The 20,409-nt window shown below is 58.6% G+C and carries 16 protein-coding genes; 3 read left to right on the top strand and 13 right to left on the bottom strand.

Annotated features, from left to right (window positions below):
• Window positions 1-135: 135 nt before the first annotated feature.
• Together ACSMDR_RS00240 and ACSMDR_RS00235 are read right to left on the bottom strand one after the other, a co-directional pair.
• The gene (locus ACSMDR_RS00240; protein WP_436466609.1) at window positions 136-1,122 is read right to left on the bottom strand and encodes an LpxL/LpxP family acyltransferase; all 987 of its coding nucleotides are present in this window, start codon (window positions 1,120-1,122) and stop codon (window positions 136-138) included.
• A gap of 174 nt (window positions 1,123-1,296) precedes the next feature.
• Window positions 1,297-2,286, bottom strand: coding sequence for a lipid A biosynthesis (KDO)2-(lauroyl)-lipid IVA acyltransferase (locus tag ACSMDR_RS00235; protein ID WP_436466608.1), 990 nt, complete (start codon window positions 2,284-2,286; stop codon window positions 1,297-1,299).
• A 348-nt stretch (window positions 2,287-2,634) separates the two neighbouring features.
• On the opposite strand from ACSMDR_RS00235, the gene ACSMDR_RS00230 reads away from it, so the two are divergent.
• Window positions 2,635-3,186 carry a lipoprotein gene (locus ACSMDR_RS00230; protein WP_436468157.1) on the top strand — a complete coding sequence of 184 codons (552 nt, stop codon included), beginning with the start codon at window positions 2,635-2,637 and terminating at the stop codon, window positions 3,184-3,186.
• A gap of 129 nt (window positions 3,187-3,315) precedes the next feature.
• On the top strand, window positions 3,316-5,313 hold the full coding sequence (locus ACSMDR_RS00225; protein WP_436466607.1) for a hypothetical protein: 1,998 nt from the start codon (window positions 3,316-3,318) through the stop codon (window positions 5,311-5,313).
• A 74-nt stretch (window positions 5,314-5,387) separates the two neighbouring features.
• Here the strand turns inward: ACSMDR_RS00225 and glgC are convergent, their stop codons facing one another.
• Window positions 5,388-6,668: a glucose-1-phosphate adenylyltransferase gene (gene glgC, locus ACSMDR_RS00220; protein WP_436466606.1), complete on the bottom strand. Its 1,281-nt coding sequence runs from the start codon at window positions 6,666-6,668 to the stop codon at window positions 5,388-5,390.
• Window positions 6,669-6,854: 186 nt separating this feature from the next.
• Here glgC and ACSMDR_RS00215 point away from each other — a divergent pair, with 186 nt between their 5' ends.
• On the top strand, window positions 6,855-8,435 hold the full coding sequence (locus ACSMDR_RS00215) for an EAL domain-containing protein (protein WP_436466605.1): 1,581 nt from the start codon (window positions 6,855-6,857) through the stop codon (window positions 8,433-8,435).
• Here the strand turns inward: ACSMDR_RS00215 and ACSMDR_RS00210 are convergent.
• The 10 genes from ACSMDR_RS00210 to ACSMDR_RS00165 form a co-directional block, all read right to left on the bottom strand.
• Window positions 8,429-8,923, bottom strand: a complete 495-nt coding sequence (locus ACSMDR_RS00210; RefSeq protein WP_436466604.1) for a hypothetical protein — start codon at window positions 8,921-8,923, stop codon at window positions 8,429-8,431. The genes ACSMDR_RS00215 and ACSMDR_RS00210 overlap by 7 nt on opposite strands.
• Before the next feature lie 127 nt (window positions 8,924-9,050).
• A complete protein-coding gene (locus ACSMDR_RS00205; protein WP_005907707.1) occupies window positions 9,051-9,413 on the bottom strand; it encodes a DUF2750 domain-containing protein in 363 nt (120 codons plus the stop codon).
• 196 nt (window positions 9,414-9,609) lie between these two features.
• The gene (locus tag ACSMDR_RS00200) at window positions 9,610-11,241 is read right to left on the bottom strand and encodes a methyl-accepting chemotaxis protein (RefSeq protein WP_436466603.1); all 1,632 of its coding nucleotides are present in this window, start codon (window positions 11,239-11,241) and stop codon (window positions 9,610-9,612) included.
• A gap of 156 nt (window positions 11,242-11,397) precedes the next feature.
• Window positions 11,398-12,702, bottom strand: a complete 1,305-nt coding sequence (locus tag ACSMDR_RS00195) for an inosine/guanosine kinase (RefSeq protein WP_005908563.1) — start codon at window positions 12,700-12,702, stop codon at window positions 11,398-11,400.
• A 252-nt stretch (window positions 12,703-12,954) separates the two neighbouring features.
• Window positions 12,955-13,347: an MAPEG family protein gene (locus ACSMDR_RS00190; protein ID WP_436468156.1), complete on the bottom strand. Its 393-nt coding sequence runs from the start codon at window positions 13,345-13,347 to the stop codon at window positions 12,955-12,957.
• An 89-nt stretch (window positions 13,348-13,436) separates the two neighbouring features.
• Entirely contained in the window at window positions 13,437-14,411 is a 975-nt protein-coding gene (hemH, locus tag ACSMDR_RS00185) for a ferrochelatase (protein ID WP_436466602.1), read from the bottom strand.
• 73 nt (window positions 14,412-14,484) lie between these two features.
• The gene (gene adk / locus ACSMDR_RS00180; protein WP_005908560.1) at window positions 14,485-15,129 is read right to left on the bottom strand and encodes an adenylate kinase; all 645 of its coding nucleotides are present in this window, start codon (window positions 15,127-15,129) and stop codon (window positions 14,485-14,487) included.
• Between the two features lie 251 nt (window positions 15,130-15,380).
• Complete coding sequence (gene htpG / locus ACSMDR_RS00175) at window positions 15,381-17,294, bottom strand: molecular chaperone HtpG (RefSeq protein WP_436466601.1); 1,914 nt, start codon at window positions 17,292-17,294, stop codon at window positions 15,381-15,383.
• A 168-nt stretch (window positions 17,295-17,462) separates the two neighbouring features.
• On the bottom strand, window positions 17,463-18,065 hold the full coding sequence (gene recR, locus ACSMDR_RS00170; RefSeq protein ID WP_436466600.1) for a recombination mediator RecR: 603 nt from the start codon (window positions 18,063-18,065) through the stop codon (window positions 17,463-17,465).
• Window positions 18,066-18,122: 57 nt separating this feature from the next.
• Window positions 18,123-20,024, bottom strand: coding sequence for a putative bifunctional diguanylate cyclase/phosphodiesterase (locus ACSMDR_RS00165; RefSeq protein ID WP_436466599.1), 1,902 nt, complete (start codon window positions 20,022-20,024; stop codon window positions 18,123-18,125).
• Window positions 20,025-20,409: the final 385 nt, after the last annotated feature.

Here is a 20,409-nt window from a genome sequence, read left to right as displayed (position 1 = left end):
CCGGCGCCAGCGGTGCCGTGCATTCCTGTCAGTTTTGAGGGACTTGGCAACATGGCTGCTCACGTCATCGCCGACGCGCGTTCAGATTGCAGCCAAGGCTGGCCCCGTATAACCCCTTTCGTCCACACGCCCGGTTCAGGGCTCGGGGGGCAATCCCTGGCGAATGCGGCGGATCCCATTCTCATACAGCCCCTGGCGCCGGTCACCTTCGGGCTGGGTTTCAAAAATCTTGAGAAACCACATGTACTGTTCGGGGCGCCGGCCGAGCTGTTGCTCCACCATGCTATTCATACGTAATACGTCCTCCTCCAGGTTGCTGGTGGGGTAAGGTTCGAAGGGGGGCTCTATTTCAAGGCAATAGCAGCCCTGCTCCTCGTCATAGCTTGCAAAAATGGGTACCGCCTTGGCGCCGGTCAGCTTCACCAACTTGGGCAAGGCTGGCAAGGTTGCCTTTGGGTGGCCGAAGAAGGGTACAAAAATGCTGGCCTCTCGGCCATGATCCTGATCCGGCAGATAGAAGAAGTTGTCACCGCCGCGGACCGCCTTGATGGCGGGCTTGATGCCGACGCTACGTTCATAGACGCGGCCGCCCTTGGCACGCTCGCGGTTGATGTACCAGTCAAACAGCGCATCTTTTGGGCTTTTCATCATGGTGCACATGGGCAGACCACGCAGTACGAACAGGCGACCAATCACATCCACCGCCCAGGTGTGTGGTACCACCAGGATCAGAGGACGCCCCTGCGCCTGCTGCGTCGCAATATGTTCCCAGCCCGTCACCCGAATCCTGGAGGCCAGATAGCGGTTGCTGCGCCAGGTCAGCTCGCCAAACCCCATGAAGGTCTTGAGACCCACTCGTACTGATTTGAGCAGCAGCGCCTGATGCTGCGTCTCGTCCAGATCAGGAAAGCAGATGTCCAGGTTGGTATTGGCGATATAGGCTTGCTTCGGGGAAGCCCGCAGTATGAGCGGGGCCAGGCCGTTGGCCAGGCCATCGCGCAGCCGGACAGGCAAGAAGGCCAACAGGGTCAGCAAGGCAAGGGCGAGCCAGCTAAGCCAGTGCCTGGGATGAAGCAGAGCGAGGTGAAATGAGGTGTCGAACACCGGATCTTGAGAAGCCATGTTGCGGTTCTTGTCATCTAAACAAGGGGTTATTTTAGTTATCTCAACGTATTTTTCTAGCCTGACCAGCTAGAGAGCCTGATCATTACCCCCTTTCGAACAGACCAACCCCCTTGGCCATACCATGAAAAATGGCCCCGCAAGGGGCCATTGGCGAGCAGATACGCCGCGCGCTCAGGGATGGGGCGAGAGACCACGGCGAATGCGTTTTATCCCCGCCTCGTAGAGGCCATGCTTGTCTACCGGGTGCTCCAGGGTCTCGAAGATCTTGAGAAACCACATGTATTGGCCAGGGTGGCGCCTGAGCTGCCCCTCCACCATCTGGTTCATATGCAGGGTGTCGGCTTGCAGATCGCCACTCGGGTAATCGGCAAAGGGCGCCTCTATCTCGAGGCGATAACAGTGCTGCGCCTCGTCATAGCAGGCAAGCAGCGGCACGGCCTTGGCGCCGGTCAGTTTTACCAGCCTGGGCAAGGCAGGCAGTGTGGCTTTGGCACGGCCGAAGAAGGGGACAAAGATGCTGGCCTCGCGACCATGATCCTGATCCGGGAGGTAGAAGAAGCTGCGCCCTCCCTTGACTGCCTTGATGATAGGTTTGATGCCAGCCTGGCGTTCATAGACCCGGCAACCGCTCTTGGCACGCTCACGATTGATGTGCCAGTCGAACACTGGGTTGCGGGCGCTCTTCATCATGGTGCACATTTCTATGCCCCGCTGGGCAAAGTAGTAACCGGCAGCGTCCACCGGCCAGCTGTGGGGCACGACCAGGATAACGGGGCGTCCCTCAGCCTGCTCCGCCTCGATATGATGCCAACCACTGACCTGGATACGTTTCATCAAGTAAGCGGGGCTGCGTACCGTGAACTCCCCGAAGCCAAGCAGGCTCTTGAGACCGATACGCACCGACTTGTGCAAGATGGCCTGGCGCTCTGCCTCGCTCAGCTCGGGAAAACAGATATCGAGGTTGGTATTGGCGATATAGATCTGTTTCTTGGAAAAACGCAGTACCAGGGGGGTCAGCCAGTCCGCCAACTTGTCACGCAGACACACAGGAATGAAAGCCATGACAAAGAGCAGGCCAAGTGCCAACCAGCTGAGCCAGTAGCGGGGACTGAGCAGGCGAGCTTGAAATGAGGTATCGAAAACAGGATCTGACACAGGCATGAAACGGATCAAAAAGTGGGGGGAAACATATTGTAAAGCGACTGACAGGTTATACCAGTTAATTCATCAATATCCCCTCACAGTGATGACATATCCCTGCCATTAGGCAGGAGATACCCCACTTATCTCGCTTCATCTGCATCCCTGTTGCCTTAACCGGACGGTCAGTTACCGCCCTCATCGGATGCAACCTTCACCCCGAATGAACTACGCTCTTCATCCTGTGCCTGCCCCTTGCGCCTGTTGTTACAGTCGCTCGGCCAGCCGCTCCCGGGTTGGCGAGTTCACGGTTTATCCGTAAGATGGCAGCCTCTAACGACCATCCCTGGATACCCTATGTCAACCAGCCTGTTACGCACCCTGTTACTACTGCCATTAACCCTGCTGCTTGGCGCCTGCTCCTTGACGCAATACAACGTCAGTGAGAGCGAGATCAATGACTACCTGAAAAACCAGGTGGCCTTCGAGAAGCAGCTCGGCATACCGGGCATCATGTCGAGCAAGATCCGCCTGGACGAGATGCAAAGCCGCATCGGCCGGGCCAAGGCCGACAGAGTTGAACTCGATGCCGCAGGGGATTTGCAGGTAACCAGCCCCCTTGGCAGCCAGCAGATGAAGATCCGTCTCACGCTGAGTGCCCGCCCCGACTATGTGGCCGAGCAGGGAGCCATCTACCTGCGCGATCTCGAGCTGCTCTCGGTCAAGACGGAGCCTGCCGACATAGGTGCCGCACTGGGCCCCGTGCTGCCCTCCTTCAATCGATCCCTCGGCCTCTTCTTGAACCAGACCCCCATCTATCGCCTCGATGGCAATCACCAGAACGAGGCCCGCATCAAGGACAAGGTGGAAGGGCTCAAGGTCGAGCCGGGACGCCTGGTGATCCCTTTCAAGTTGTTGTGATTAATTCAGCCGCTCCTTCGAGCGGCTTTTTTCTTCTCATGACTGATAGCATGTCGCATAATGCACACCATTCTCATTTAGATTGATGAGAAGCGTCGCTGCAACATCACAGATAAGAAGAAGGGATACATGAACAAAACCGCACTGGTACAGGGGATCACCCTGGCGCTGCTGGGCAGTGCTGCCCACGCCGCCGTCAAGGTTGAAGATACTAGCTTCAATACCGCCGCCAACATGCTGGCCTACACCGAATTCGAACTGTCCGGTGAACCCCTGGCCGAGGCCCTTGGACTGGATCTGGATGTGCTGGATCCCAATCGCGCCGATGAGCCGACTCCCTTCGACTTCGCCGCAGGTATCGAGTCCTACGAGTATTCTGAAGAGGCGATGTACGCCCTCAACTACCAGTCCGGCATGGGTCCTCATCTGGTCAATGGCCCGCAGAACCTGGCGCGGGGTGGTACCATGGCCGCCCTCGGCGAACGAGTATTGGCGATGGCCGACGCCGTTGGCTTCCCGGCAGATGAAGTGCCACAAGGCATGTATCCCCTCTCCCTGCCCTACTCGTCGGCCAAGCCGCAGTTTGCTGGCGCCGTCAATGCCAGCCCGGTCAATGGTGACGAACTGAGCATCAAGACCGCCAAAGGCGTTGAGAAGAGCGTCAAGACGCAAGTACCTGCCTACTTCCGTGATTACACCACGCTGCGCTGGAGCGGCTCGGACAATCTGCTCAATCCGGCAGCCGTCGGCGGCATTCTGCTCAAGGAAGTGATGTGGTCCCAGGACTTCCTCGGCGGCATGCATGTCGCCGCCACCGATGAGGAGGTCGAAGCCGCCTCCGCCTCCATGGACCAGGATGGCAAACACAAGCTCGGCGTCTCTGCCGCCGATGGCTTCAACGGCATGATGCTGACCGAGCAATCCATCGACAAGCTCGCCATCTTGCAAGGCCAGCTGGGGTTTGACGGTAAACAATTGGGCGCAGCCATCACACCGCAATACGACCCAGCCAAAGGGATCGTTTACTTCCCTCATCAGGTGAAAGTGACCGAGAGCGCCAAGAATGACGTCGGCGCCATCGGCAAGCTGGATCTGGTCGATGCCTCGTCCCAGTTGCGCGACAGCTGGATGCTGCTGTGGCCACTGTCTGAGTTCTTCGCCTACAGCGATCAGCGCAGTGCCAACAGCAACCAGAATCCGGCCTTCCACGCCGTGTTCGATGGTCAACCCTTCGCCGCGGCCCCGGTTGCCAATCAGAGCGGGGATCTGAGCAAGGCCACCGCCGGTCAGGATGCCTTCTCCCTGGCCCTGAACCTCTCCAACATGGTGTTCAAAAACCTCGATGCCCTGCATTTCAATCGCAACGCGGGCACCCTGGTCGACAGCTGGCAAGCGGGCAAACAGGGTCAGCATGTCACCACCTTCGATGCCGCCTACGCCCTGGTCGCTCTGCAGATCTTCCAGCGTGCCCAGGATGCCCTGCCGGTCGGTTATGCCGCCGGTGACAATGGCGAGCTGAACCTCAACACCCCCCAAGGCAAAGAGGCACTGGTGCTTGTCCGCAAGCAGGCCGACTTCATCCTGACCCAGTTGATGGGCAAGAACGGCTTGGTCTACGACGGCCTGACGCTCGGTGGCAAACCTGATGCAGGACAATCTGTGGATGCCCAGTTTGCCGCAGTGCGTGGCCTGAGTGCGGCCTTCCTGGCGACCCAGGACACCAAGTACCGCACTGCCGCCCGTAAGCTGTTTATCGCCACCGACAAGGCTTACTTCAATGCCAAGGCGGGTACCTGGCTGGTGGGCTCTCAGGGTGACTATACCCCCTGGACCCAGGCTGCCATCTCGGGTGGCTTGCGCGCGACCATGCTGAACCTGCGCAATACCGGCGCAGAGAAAGCCCCAGCTCTGGAGCTGGCGCAACTGACGCAACGTTATGTGAGCTGGTTCCGTGGCACCGTCAACGGCGGCATGCAGATGGCTGAATGGGTGGGTGACTCTGGTGAGAACATCATCCAGGGTGCGGGCAGTGACACTGATGAAGATGGCGTGCCCCAAGTGACCGCCGCCGGGGGTCAGCACGGCACTGCCATGGTGATGGCCGCCAAGGCAAGGATCAGCGAATAGATGAACCGCTGATCCGCATAACGAAAAGGGAGCGCGTTGCGCTCCCTTTTCTATTGGGGGTTGTGAACCTCGATCTACTTCTTGGTCAAGGCCTGCAACATGGGTTTGGTCACCAGCACGATACCGTTTTCAGAACGGTAGAAACGACGAGCATCTTCATCGGCGTTCTCCCCTATCACCATGCCATCTGGCAGCAGACAGCCTTTATCGACCACCACACGGCGCAGACGACAGCCGCTGCCTATCTCGACGCCAGGGAAGATGATCGATTGATCCAGAGTACAGAAGGAGTGCACCCGCACGTTGGTAAAGAGCACCGAGTTGAGCACGAAGGAGCCGCTGACGATGGATCCCCCGGCAAAGATCGAGTTGATGGTCATGCCATGCTGACCATTTCTGTCCTGCACGAACTTGGCCGGTGGCGTCATGATCTGGCTGGTCCAGATAGGCCAGTTTTGATCATAGATATCCAGATCCGGTACCACTGAGGCCAGATCCATGTTTGCCTCCCAGAAGGAGTCCAGGGTACCCACATCGCGCCAATAGGGTTTCTGCCCCTCACGCGCTCCGACGCACGACATGCTGAATGGATGGGCATAAGCCATCCCCTCGCCGACGATACGCGGGATCACGTCCATACCGAAGTCGTGCTTGGATTCCAGGTTGTTGATGTCCTCCTCCAGCAGTTGATAGAGATACTCGGCATCGAAGATATAGATCCCCATGGAAGCAAGGGAGGTGTCATCGCAGCCCGGCATCGCGGGGGGGTTGGCCGGTTTTTCCACGAAATCGCGGATCTTGCGCTGCTCGTCTATGTCCATGACTCCGAAGGCGGATGCCTCGCAGCGCGGCACCTCGATGCAGGCCACCGTCACTTTGGCACCCAGGCTCACATGATCGAGCAGCATGGCGGCATAATCCATCTTGTAGATATGGTCGCCGGCCAGCACCACTATGTATTTGGGACCGTAATCCCGAATGATATCGACGTTCTGATAGATGGCATCGGCAGTGCCTCTATACCAGTGCACCTCATCCACCCGCTGTTGAGCAGGCAGCAGATCGATGAATTCATTCATCTGATAGCGCAAGAAAGACCAACCCGATTGCAGGTGGCGCAGCAAACTGTGGGACTTGTACTGGGTGACCACACCAACGCGTTTGATCCCAGAGTTGATGCAGTTGGACAATACAAAATCGATGATCCTGAACCGGCCACCGAAGTGAACTGCCGGCTTGGCGCGATTATCGGTCAATTGCTTGAGACGACTTCCTCGCCCCCCTGCCAAGACCAAGGCCATACTCTGGTTCAACAGCTGCCGTGCCTTGGCAGTATTCATGGGCTCTAACGACATATTCACCTCGACGTCTCTGTCTCTGTTTCCATCCCATACTCCCTCTTTTCGGGGATCGTGAAAGTGGTTTCACTCACATTTACGGGATCCCGATTACCCTTATGGAAGGCTTATGCTCAAACTTAACTGCAGCATCCATACTGGCTGCATGCTTTACTCTAAGCGAACCAAGCACGGGATCCTAGGATGCATTTAAAACCGTCCAAGACCATTATTCCCTATCCTCTGATGACGATACTGATCCTGCTGGCGCAATGGAGCCTGCTTCCTGCCGATCACCCCTTGCTGGCAACCCTGGCACTGCTCGCTTGCACTCTGCTCGCCCTCGCCTATGGCCGTTATCACCGCCATAAAGCGCATGAGGTAAGGCAGATGGCCCTCATCAAGTCGCTCGAGCAAGGCTCGGCGGAGCCACTGCCTCCCTCACCGGAGCGCCTGGCTCTGCAACAGCTGCTCAATCGCCACAGTCTTGAGCAGGATCAGCTGCGCCAGCAACTCAACGATCTCAAGCATCGCACCGAGAAAGATCCCCTGACCCAGCTCGCCAATCGTCAACGTTTTCGTCACGATATCACCCATCTGTTACAGGAAGACCAAGGCACCCGCACCGCCATCCTGGTGTTGATCCGGGCCACCGCACTGGAGAGCCTCAATCGTCAACGTGGATTTCAGTCCGGGGACACCTACCTCAAAGACGTGGCGACCCTGATCCAGCAAGCAGCCCAGCGCTGGCCGGAACACAGGATCTATCGTATTTCGGGCGCCGACTTTGCCGTGCAGATCCATGCCATCAATAACACCCCCCTTCCTCTGCTCGGCCGGGATCTCAAGCTGGCATTCGATCTCTATCAAAACAGTCAGAAGATAGAGAGTGTGGCGTGCAGCGGCATCACCTCCATCTGCAGTGGCCAACGTATCGAGGCCATATTGGCCCGTGCCGATCTGGCGTTGGCGCGTGCCCAGACTCAAGAGATCAACGGCTGGTCCATTCAGTTGGAGGATGAATATGAGGAGGGGCTGGGTCAGCAGCAGTGGCGCCAAGTGCTCGAGCATATCATGCAGCAGGAGCGCATTACGCTCTCCTACCAGCCCATCGAACTCCTCAATGGCCATCATCCGGCCTACTACAGCCTCTACCCCCAGTTCTATGGGGAAGATGGGGCCGTATTGGCCTCGGATAGCCTCTTTGCCATGGCCCAGCGCCTGGACCTGCTGATACGGCTGAGCCAGTTGATGATACGGCACCTGATCCGCGAGCACAGAACCCTGGGGGGGCAACAGAGCCGATGGGGCATCAAGCTCTCCCCCCATCTGCTCCATAACAGCAGTTTTCTCATCTGGCTGGAGCGCCAGCTCATCACTGAGCCCGATATCAGTGCGCATCTGGTCTTCGAATTCGATGAGGAGCATCTGTCCCGGCAACTGACCGGCGCCCGGCGGCTGTTTGAGCTGCTACGCCGCTGTGGCAGCCGTTCGGCCATCTGTAATTTCGGCCAGGGGATACGCTCCTTTTCCCTTTTTCAGGAGATCAAACCTGACTACCTGAAGTTGGATCCGGCGCTGCTGCTCGATCTGGAGCAGGACAGTACCAACCAGAAGTTTGTGCGCATGATAGTGGAGGTGGCGCACCGCATGGGGAGCCAGGTCATAGCCGAAGGGGTAGAACAGTCGAGCCAGAAACAGCTACTGGCAAGCATGTACGTGGATGGGTTGCAAGGCTACCTCATCGCCCATCCTATGCCAGCGCCGGTCGGGCCGGCTCACTGAGTGTGCTTTAACCGCAGCAAGGTGAGAATGACATCATTGAGCTGACGATAGCGCTCCAGCTCTTTCTGATCGTAGCGAGTCGCCAGCAGGGTTGGGTTATGACGATGCTTGAGGTAACGATTGATCTGTAATCGGTTGAACCCTGCGACCCGGTAGATCTGACCGAGCAAGGCATTGAGCTCCTCGTTGCTCAACCCGGCGCTGGCAAGATAGTCCGTCTCGGCGGGGCTGCGCTGCTGGCACGACACCTTGGCAATACGCCCACTCTCCTGCAAATAGCCAAGCCACTGCTCAACATAGAGCGGCTTGCAGCCAGCCAGCAGATTGAAGAAGCCCACGGCATCGCAGCGGCACTCGCTCAGTAGCAGAACGGCCAGATTATCGTCGGTACAAGTGAAGCTTACCGGGCCACTCTGACTCCAATCCAGAGCCTGCACCCGGATCTCGCCGCACTCCCCCTCAACTCCCGTCACCTCGAATACAAACATGGCGCTTCCTTTGGCAAAACGTTCATGATGAACCATAGGAGGCAGCGCTGCAAAGGCAAAACGCCCATAAAAAAACCTGCGACGAAGCGCAGGTTCAATGCAGGTAGCGTGATGGGGTCGCTAACCTTCAGGCGTCCAGTTCAACCAGCGCCTTGGCCAGCTCGATAGGCTCGAGCTCCTGGCCTTCCAGCTCCGCATTCCAGTTCGGTCCAACCAGGACATCATCTTCGTCCAGATCACCAATCCAGATATCGAGAAACTCTTCCAGATCGATGAGCTCAGGCTCATAGTCGGCCCACTCATCGACGCAGTGCAGACGGGCATCCCCTTCTGCAGACCAGAGTGGCATCACATCGGCATCTTCAAATTCGGCGGAGCGGCACACCACCCAATCCTCACCGTAGCGCAGGCCCCACAGCTGACCCGACTCACGGACCTCTTCGATAAACAGTTGGAAATTGGCGTCAAGGTTGTCAGTTAGCTTGCTCATGGTGCTCTCTCTTTCGGGCTGCCGGGGCCAATGCTGGCCAGGTTGGGGCAAATGGTGTCCCAAAAGTGCAGCGGACTCAAGTCAAATCCCTAAAAAGGGGGGATCCGGGCCATATCCCCTCAATGAAGCGGCGATAAGGCGCGGATCCACACAATAGTACCGCTCTTGCTCCCCCATATCCCTGACGCGTCGGGGATCAGGTACGGTACTGACTCACCAGCGCACTCAACTCATCGCTCGAGTGTGCCAACGCGCTCGTCGCCTGCTCCGTCTGGCAGTTCTGGGCCTGCGCTTCCCTGGCCTGCTGGGAGATGGAGACCAGGCGGTGATTTATCTCATCGGCCGCCTTGCTCTGCTCGCTGGCGGCATTGGCTATCTGGGCATTCATCTCGGTGATGGTGTCGACCACCTCGTTGATGGCATGAATGGCGCCGCCAGCGTCGCCAGCCTGATCGGCGGTGGCACGCGACAACTGCTGCAACTGGTCGATCCCCCCCGTTACCGTACTCACCCCCTCCTGCAAACGCAGTATCATCTGACGGATTTCGTCGGTCGAGCTGTGGGTGCGATTGGCCAGAGTGCGCACCTCATCGGCCACCACGGCAAAGCCTCGGCCCTGCTCGCCCGCCCGGGCGGCCTCAATGGCCGCGTTGAGCGCCAACAGGTTGGTCTGCTCGGCGATGCCACGGATCACATCCAGCACCGAGCCTATCTTCAGGGTCTCCTGCTCCAGATGAGTGACGGCATCTACCGTCACCTGCATCTCGTCGGCCAGTCGGGCTATGGTGGCGATGGTCTGCTCCACCACCAGGCAACCATCTCCGGCAAGACGTTTGGCTTCGTCGGCGGCAGCCGCAGCCTGAGCCGCATGATCCCCCACTTCCCGACTGCTGACCGTCATCTGTTCCATGGCGCTCGCCACCCGCAGGGTGTCCTGCTCCTGACTGGTCACTATCTGGCTGGTACGCTCCACGACCTGGCCAAGCTGACCCGCCGCCTGGCGGTTCTGGCTCGCTATCTGCTGGGTGCGTCCCACCAGCAGTGCCATCTGGTTGGCAAAGTCGTTGAAGTTGGACGAGAGCTGGGCCAACTCGTCACGGCCCTCGGCGGGGAGACGAAATCTCAGGTCGCCCTCCCCCCGCGCTATGTTGCCAAGGGCGGTAACTGACTGGGCCAGCGGCGTCACTATACTGCGCACAATCAAGCTAACCAGCGTGATGAGCAAGAGGGCCAGCACCAGGCCGATGGCAAGCTGGGTCTTCAGCACGCCCTGATATTGGGCCTCGACATCATCCACATAGACGCCAGTGCCGATGATCCAGTCCCAAGGGGCGAAACGCTTGACGTAAGAGATCTTGCGTACCGGCGCATCGACTCCCGGTTTGGGCCAGTAGTAGCCCTGTTCGCCCCCATCGGGATGCTGTTTGACCACATCAGCGAAGGCGACAAACAGCTTGAGTCCCTGCTTGTCCTCCACGGCGGAGAGATCCTTGCCATCGAGTTCAGGCTTCATGGGGTGCATCACCATAGTCGGATGACTGTCATTGACCCAGAAGTAGTCGTTGTCACCGTATCGCAACCCTTTGAGAGCGGCCAGAGCCTGAGCTTTCGCCTGGGCCTCATCGAGCTTACCGCTGCGCGCCTGCGCCTCGAAGCTCGCCACCAACGAGTAGGCGGTTTCAACCTGATCCCTGGTCTGACGGCTTTTTTCCGCCATCAAACCATCAAAATAGAGATGCAGACTGCTCGCCAGCAACGATGCCAAAATCAGCAGTATGCCCAGGGTCACCAGCAACAGGCGCCGGCCTATAGTCCATCGTCTCAACATTCCGTCATCCTTGCCCACTTCACACATGATGACCAAGGTATGTCGGCCCAGTTGGCGCTGTCCATGCATAGGCAGGATGGAGCACCAAAAACATGATCCAGCCCTGATAATGCAAAAAGGCGCCCGCAGGCGCCTAAAGTTTTCAACAGGGCGGGATCAACGCTCCCAGTAAACCTCTTCCAGACTGTCTTCTTTCTCGGGCAAGCCCCGCGACAGACGCGGACTGCTCTGAGCCAGCACCTCGTAACTCACCCGATTGGCGTATTTGCACACCTGGGCCAGGGAGGAATAGGTCAGAAACTCGGCTGCATGCTTGGCGGAATTGGGCACATTCATGCGGTGATAGGAGTTGGCCACCATGTCATGGAGCACGGCAGACAGGGCTCCATCACCGGCGCCATTGGTGTTCTTGATCTTCTCCGGACCGCCCATGTAGGGGGAAATGTGGGAGTAGATCCGCGCCGGGTTGCGGCAACTGAGCCGAGCCATGGGACGACTGAACTCATACATGTTGAACTCGGGGATCTGGCCCGGCAGCAGAGTATGAGTGGTTTCGCGCTTGCTCTCCTCCTCGGTGTAGCTCGCCATGTAAAGGCCGATGGGGCCCGCAGTGCACAGCACCATGTCGGCCCAATCCAGCGCCTTGTCGGCGGCCATTAGAGGATCTGAGAAACCGGTCAACGCCTCCCCCTCATCTTCGTTCATGGCGAGCACGGTCACATTTTCGGCAATAAAGTCGCGCCACCACTGGGGGTTTTCGTCGATGACGAAGCGGGTGCCCAGGGTCAGTACCACAGGCACCTTGGCCTCGCGGGCATAACGCACAGCAGCCATGGCCGCCTCTTTCATCGGCGTGCCATCTGCGCCACGCACCAGATAAGCGGTGATCACCAGGGCGGAGGCCTCTTTGATCACCGCTTCCGGAATATGGGCCACGTCCAGATGATCCATCTTGCCGGCATTGATGCCAAAGCTGCGCTCGCCACATTCGGTAATGAAGGTGAAGCAGCGCCCGACCGGGCCCTTGACCGGTTGCAGGTAATCGAGATTGACCCGCGACGAGGTGTTGCACAGATAGCGATAGGCATAACTGCCGATGCGGATATCCTGGCTCATGACGCCGAGCAGGATGGAGTGGGAATCAGCCAGCACGGAATAGTTGTGCATGGTATTGCCTATGGTGCCGCCGGCAAATTCGCTCACCACCATGTTGTTGGCCTTGAGCTCTTCATAGACCCGCTCGGCCACGTCGTCACTGATCACCACAGAGTGACCCTTGCTCAGGCCATAACGGGTCAGGAAGGCCTCGTCAACATGGGCTTCGATATCCACCAGGGTCTGATCTATCCCCACCACATAAGCCTGACCCAGCTCGGTCATCTGCGGATTCTGGGTGATGAGAGGATCGCGCCTGTCGACCGGAAAATAGTGTTTGGACTTGCGCTGACCTGGAAATTTCATGGCTGTAGCCTTGACTCTGGGATGGACGAGGGGCGGGATTTTAACACAATCCGGGGCGGCGAAAAGACGCACATTTAAAATATGAAGTCAGTATAGACAAGGCTTCCAGGGAGAAAACGTTTGTCTTGCCAGCATAAAAAAACCACCCTGCCATGGGGTGGTCATTAACAATCCGGCGCTGTGGCAAGGGGTCAGGTTGCGGCAAGCATATTGCTCCTGTCGAAAACCAGGACTGAGTGGCTGGCAGGGGGACTAGCTTGCCATGATGCCCGCCTGCAAAGCCAACAGACTCAGCAGCGCCAGCGAGAACCAGAACAGCAGTGTGCCGAAGAGCCGCGCCGGGTTGGGTGCCTTGGGCAGCTGAATGCCGATGGCATGCAATATGCGCCCGAGCAGCAGTGTGCCTCCCCCAAGATGCAGCCAGAGCGGCGCCGTGCCCGCCAACTCGCACAGCGCCAGCAGCACCAGGGTCAAGGGCACATACTCGGCAAAGTTGCCGTGGGCGCGAATGGCCGCCAGCATTTGTGGCGCATCCCCTTCTCCTATCATCACCTTGAACTGGGCACGGCGCTTGACCACCCAGGCAGAGAGCAGCAGAAACAGCAAGCCGAGCAGGCCGGCGTAGGTCAGGGTGATGGGTAGCAGCATAGGGATGTCCTTCTGGCAGATTGGGTATCAGGATGGGAAAACTTGCCAGGAGCGGCCCTCAAGAGCCAGGAGCCGCTCCCGCTCATTTAGGCCAGCTCGCGACAGATGAGCGACACCATCATGCGAATGTGGGCCTGATCGCTGTTGAGTGCAGGAATGTAGTGGAACTGCTCTCCCCCCGCCTCGGTGAAGACGGCACGATTCTCGACCTGGATCTCCTCCAGGGTCTCTAGGCAATCGGCCGAGAACGCCGGGCAGATGACATCGAGTCGCTTGATCCCCTGTTCGGCAAGCTGGGCAATGGTGACGTCGGTGTAAGGCTTGAGCCACTCCTGCTTGCCAAAGCGGGACTGGAAGCTCGCGCTCCACTGCTCAGGGGCCAGTTCGAGGGCCTCCGCCAGCAGGGCAGCGGTACGGCGGCACTGGTGACCATAGGGGTCGCCCTCATCTTCACAGCGCTGGGGAATGCCATGGAAAGACATCAACAAGTGCTCACCCTGGCCCTGCTGCTCCCATTGGCGGCGCACGCTCATGGCCAGTGCCTGAATGTATTCGGGGTGATTATGATAATCACGGATGAGGCGCATCACCGGCAGGTGACGTTCACCGCGCATCACATCGGCCCAGCCGTCAAACACGGCCGCCGTGGTGCTGGCGCTATATTGGGGATAGAGCGGCAGCAATATCACCCGGTTGACTCCTTGCGACTTGAGCGCCTGCCAGCCATCGCTCAGGGAGGGTTTGCCATAGGTCATGGCGAGTACCACTGGGACATCGACGCCCTCCCGTTTGAGCTCTTGCTCAAGGGCTGCACGTTGGCGCTGACTGATGGCCATCAGCGGTGAGCCTTGCTCGGTCCAGATCTGCTGGTAGAGCTTGGCCACCCTGGGGGCTCGCAGGGGTAAAATGGCGAGATTGAGCAGTGGCACCCACAGCAGGCGCGGCAGTTCTACCACTCGAGGGTCTTGTAAAAATTGGCGGAGAAAGGCCCTGACGCCGGCGGGGGTCGGAGCGGCTGGGGTGCCCAGATTGACAAGCAGGATCCCGGTTTTGGTGGTCACGTTTGCTTCCTGTCACATGCAAAGAGGGCCCAGTATGGGCCCTATTCATATGGCAATGATCCCGATGACGGGATCAGGCCAGAATGGTGGCCAGCTGCTGGCTCACCTGATCAACGGGCTGAGTGCCATCGATCTTGACGTAACGGGTGTTGCCGGCTTCGGCCTCTTTGCCGTAGAAACCGATCAGCGGTGCAGTCTGCTCATGGTAAACATCCAGACGCTTGCGCACTGTGGTCTCTTCGTCATCGGCACGGATCACCAGATCCTCACCGGTCACGTCATCCTTGCCTTCCACTTTTGGCGGGTTGAACACCACGTGGTAGGTACGGCCGGAGCCGGAGTGAACGCGACGACCGCTCATGCGCTTGACGATCTCTTCGTCCGGCACGGCGAATTCGAGCACGAAATCAACAACCACACCGGCATCCTTCATGGCTTGCGCCTGGGGAATGGTGCGAGGGAAGCCGTCCAGCAGGAAACCGTTGGCGCAATCAGCCTGAGCAATACGCTCCTTGACCAGACCGATGATGATGTCGTCGGAGACGAGCTGACCTGCGTCCATCACGGCCTTGGCCTTGAGGCCCAACTCGGTGCCCGCCTTGATCGCGGCACGCAGCATGTCGCCGGTGGAGATCTGGGGAATACCGTGTTTTTCCATGATGAACTGAGCCTGGGTGCCTTTACCGGCGCCCGGAGCCCCCAACAGAACAATGCGCATACACGCTCCTATTGATTGGTTATTCAAATCTTGAGAAGGCAAAAAACTACACGGTTTCCCGCTTTTTAACAAGCAAACCGCGAGCGAGTGCCGATTTTACCACCAGTATCCCCACAGTCCCCTTGGCGCAAGGAGAGACAGTCGGAGACCTGAAGTGAGTGAAAATGCAGCAGGTGCCGTGCCTGTCTGGCACGACACCTGTCAAGGTATAGGTAATAAAGAGGCCCACTCGCAGGAGTGGGCCAAGGTCATCAGGACTGGAGTAACAATCGGTTGATACGGGAGACGAAGCTCGCCGGATCATTGAGACCGCCCTGTTCTGCCAGCTGGGCCTGTTCGTGCAGCAGGGTGACCCACTCGCCAAACAGCGCCTCGTCTTCGATGGCACCCAACTTCTTCACCAAGGCATGGTCGGGGTTGAGTTCCAGTATGTACTTCTGCTCAGGTACCGGCTGACCGGCAGCGCGCATCAGCTTGATCATCTGGGTGCTCATGCCGCTGTCATCGGTGACGATGCAAGAGGGTGAATCGGTCAGACGATGGGTGACTCGCACCTCTTTCACGGCATCGGCCAGGCTCTGCTTGACCCGCTCCACCAGACCGGCGTTGGCTTTTTCAGCCTCCTCCTGGGCCTGCTTGGATGCCTCGTCTTCCAGATCCCCCAAGTCCAGCTCGCCACGGGTGACGGAGACCAGCTGCTTGCCATCGAACTCGTCGAGGTGGCTCATCAACCACTCATCGACCCGCTCCCACATCAGCAGCACTTCGACACCCTTCTTGCGGAAGATCTCGAGGTGCGGGCTGTTCTTGGCAGCCGCGAAGCTGTCGGCAGTGATGTAGTAAATCTTCTGCTGACCTTCCTTCATGCGGCCAACATACTCTTCCAGGGAGACGGTCTGGGCTTCGCCCTCGCCCGCGGTGCTGGCAAAGCGCAGCAGCTTGGCGATCTCTTCCCGGTTGGCGTAGTCCTCGGCCGGACCCTCTTTGAGCACATTGCCGAACTCGCTCCAGAACTTGGCGTACTTCTCGCTGTCGTCCTTGGCCAGCTTGTTGAGCATGGTCAGCACCCGCTTGGAGCAAGCCTTGCGCAAGGAGGCGGTGACCTTGTTGTCTTGCAAAATTTCGCGACTGACGTTGAGCGGCAGATCGTTGGAATCGAGCACCCCTTTGACGAAGCGCAAGTAGGTTGGCATGAACTGTTCGGCGTCATCCATGATGAAGACGCGCTGTACATACAACTTCAGGCCGTGTTTCTGCTCGCGGTTATAGAGATCGAAGGGGGCACGGGCCGGCACGTAAAGCAGGCTGGTGTACTCTTGGCTGCCTTCGACTCGGTTGTGACCCCAAAGCAGCGGATCTTCGAAATCGTGGGCGACGTGCTTGTAGAACTCCTGGTACTCCTCGTCCTTGATCTCTTTCGGGCTGCGAGTCCAGAGTGCGGTGGCGCGGTTGACCTGCTCCCACTCGCCGGAGGTGCCGACTATGGTCTCACCCTCTTCTTCCCTGTCCGGGGAGCCCTCTTTGTACATCTCCACCGGCACTGAGATGTGGTCGGAATATTTGGCGACCACGGCCCGCAGACGCCAGTCGTCGAGGAACTCTTCTTCCTCGGCACGCAGGTGCAGGATGACGTCGGTACCGCGACCGGCTTTGGTCACGTCGGCCACGGTGAAGGAGCCTTCCCCTTCCGATTCCCACTGCACGCCCTGGCTCGGCTCGGTGCCGGCGGCGCGGGAGATCACGGTCACCTTGTCGGCGACGATGAAGGCGGAGTAGAAGCCCACCCCGAACTGGCCGATCAGCTGGGAGTCTTTACCCTGATCGCCGGAGAGGTGCTTGAAGAAGTCGGCGGTGCCGGATTTGGCAATGGTGCCCAGGTGCTCAATCACCTGGTCACGGGTCATGCCGATGCCGTTGTCCGAGATAGTCAGGGTCTTGTTCTCTTTGTCTACGACCAGGCGCACGCGCAGCTGGCCGTCATTTTCGAACAAAGAGGCATCGGAAAGCGCCTTGAAGCGCAGCTTGTCCGCCGCATCTGAGGCGTTGGAGATCAGCTCGCGCAGGAATACTTCTTTGTTGGAATAGAGGCTGTGAGCCATCAGGCTCAGCAGTTGTTTGACTTCGGTTTGAAAGCCGTGGGTTTCGGTATGAACACTTTGGGTCATCGACCAGTCCTCAAAACATCGGTTGAACACATGCTCAACCTAGATGGGGGTGGCCTTGCAAATATCAAGGGGCGAGTGTGCAATCTTGCTCACTCGCCCCTGGTCATGGCGATCACACTGCTGGGGCTCGGCGATGGCGCATGCCAAGAACCAGACCCTGCCAAGGCGCTACTTCAGACGCTGTCGCCCCATCAAGGAGTGAGAGAGCGTGGTGCCATCCACCAATTCAAGCTCGCCGCCAACCGGCACCCCGTGGGCGATGCGGCTCACCTCGACCCCGGTGCTGCGCGCCAGATCAGCGATGTACCAGGCGGTTGCATCTCCCTCAATGGTGGGGTTGGTAGCGAGGATAAGTTCGCTTATCTGCTCCTCTTTCAACCGCCTCTCCAGGATCTCCAGCCCCAGCTCTTCGGGCCCAATGCCATCGAGGGGGGACAGATGACCCATCAAGACAAAATAGCGTCCGGAGAACTGACCCGTGTGTTCGATGGCCGCGACGTCAGCCGGGCTCTCAACTACGCAGAGCAGGCCACTCTCTGCCCGTTTGGGGCTCTGGCAGATCTCGCAACGCTCCTGTTCGGTGAAGGTGCGACACTGGCTGCAATGGCCAATCTCGGTCAGGGCGCGGGTCAACAGCTGGGCCAATCGCAGGCCGCCACTGCGTTCGCGCTCGAGCAGGGTAAAAGCCATGCGCTGAGCGGACTTGGGGCCGACCCCGGGCAGAACCTGCAAGGCCTTCATCATGTCGTCCAGCAGGGGACTGAATTTCATCTCGCACTCCTCAAGGCGTTTCCTGGCGCAGGACTATACCCGAGGCGGGGACGGGCGTCAGCCCATGAGTGAGACGGCGTGCGGCTGATGGGCAAGGTAGCGCTGGCAGAAGGCGCGAAAATCGGCGGCTGGCATGGGCTTGGCGTAGAAGAAACCCTGGATCTCATCGACGCCGAGATCGTACACCATCGCCAGCTCTGCCGCCGTCTCCACCCCCTCTGCCACCACCGGTACCGCCAGCTTGTGCGCCAGATCCGTGATGCTGCTGACAAACAACTGTTGGCGGGTATGGCTGTCGATATTGCAAATGAAAGACTTGTCTATCTTGATCTTGTTGAAGTTGAGCTCTTTGAGATAAGCAAAAGAGGACCAGCCGGTGCCGAAATCATCCAAGGCAATGCACACCCTCAACTGCTGCAAGGCGGTCAGAATACGTTGGCTGAGCTCGAGATCGTCAAGGGCGATGGTTTCGGTCAACTCCAGGATCAACTGATCGGCGCACAGGGGGCTTGTCAGCAACATCCGCGCCACCCGGGAGGGCAGCCCTTCGTTGAACATGGAGCTGGACAGGTTGATGGAGAGTTCCAGCTTCATCACCTTGCTCGGCGGCAAGGGGGCCAGATCCTGGCTGACCTGGTTGAAGATCCAGTCACCGAGGCGCTCTCCCAGGCCATTGTCTTCGGCCAGGCTGATGATGTCCGGCGGGCTGATGAAGCCGTATTGAGGATGCTGCCAACGCAGCAGTGCCTCGGCGCCAAGCCGGTGACGTCCTTCCCGTTTGATGATGGGTTGATAATAGAGACTGAGCTGATCACTCCCCTCTCCATCCAGATGATCACGCAACTCGGCGGCAAGCTGACGACTGCGCTCATAGCGGCTCAGCATGGCCTGATTGAACAGCTGGCTGCGAACCCCTTGCTGGCGGGCATTGTCCAGCGCAATGTCGGCAAACAGCATGATCTCCTCAACCTGATGACAGGCAATGAGGCTCTGGCTGATCCCCATGCTCACCTTGACCCTGTGGGCCGGATCAGCCTGAAACACCAGTTGTTGCAGATGGGCCAGCAGGCGATCCGGGTACTCCTGCTCACGCTCGCCAAAATACGAGAGGGCGAACTCATCGCCACCGATCCGCGCCACGAGCGCCTCTCCTGCGACGAAATCCTCAATGGCCCGAGCCACCGTCACCAGCAGCGCATCCCCTGCCGCATAACCCAGGCTGTCGTTGACCTCCTTGAAGTGATTGAGCTCGAGCAAGCAGAGCGTCAGCGGGCGATCCTGATTGGCAACGCGCCGCGCCGCCTGATCCAGGTCCCGGATAAAGGCGGCGCGATTGGGCAAGCGGGTAAGGGGATCGTTCCAGGCCAGAAATTGATGGCGGCGGGTCTCCCGGAACAGCATGTAAAGCATCACCAATCCCATCAGCAAGAGACCGCTGAGCAACCAGAAATTGCTCTGCTTGGATTGCAGCAATGACATACGCTGGCGAATAGCGCTCGGGCCGGTGAAGTTCTCGACCATGAGGTCACGAATGTCCGGCATCATGTCGGCAAGTCCCAATGCCAGCTTATCAAGACCCGCAGACCCCGGGTGGGGATCCAGCACATCCTGCTCGTGCTGCTTGATCAGCTTGAAGATGCGTCCCACCTTGCGTTCGGCTTGAAAATGCTGCCGGATGGTGCTCGACTCGTCCCCATTGAGGAAAATATCTAGCCGATTCCAGACCAGATCGTAGCGTTTATTGAGCTCGCGCCCATCCAGATTGCCGCTCTGGTAGAGGCTTACCCCCTCCTGGAAGCTTTGCATTTCAAACTCAAGCTGGGCCAACGACCAGGCGGAGAGCTGGGTGTAACGCACCAGCACGGAGAAGGCGCGATCATTGCTCCAGGCCGACCAGAGAGTGACCCCGAGAAAGGCCACCAGGATCAGGGCAAGGGAGGCAAACTTGCCGCGCACCATGTTATGGCATCTCGGGGCGAGTCACTTGCCGCACCATCTGGTCATGGTGTGGCTGTTAGCCCGTGGTGGGACTAGGGGTAAGACCCCTGAGCAAACCATCACCAATAAGGATGCTGGCCCCGACGACAGGGGGGGCTGATCGTCATGTTCACCCCGAGGCCGAGGCCGACTCGCCAAGGGCGCGGTCATATCATGCCCCACTGCGCGGCCCTCCCCGTCACGGCCAATGATTGTTGCCTTAAGCTGCCCGCGCTGTGCTGCCCGGTGCACTTGTCCCGCCAGCCCTGTCCCGAGGGGAGTCCAGCTTGCGACGCTACTCAACATAAGGCTTCCTCCGAAGCTGAATACACGCTATCAACTTGATATTTCAACTTATAGTAGATCA

Source organism: Aeromonas molluscorum (assembly GCF_051376105.1).
In the GTDB taxonomy this organism is placed as follows: domain Bacteria; phylum Pseudomonadota; class Gammaproteobacteria; order Enterobacterales; family Aeromonadaceae; genus Aeromonas; species Aeromonas molluscorum.
This window is presented reverse-complemented; position numbering and strand designations above follow the sequence as displayed.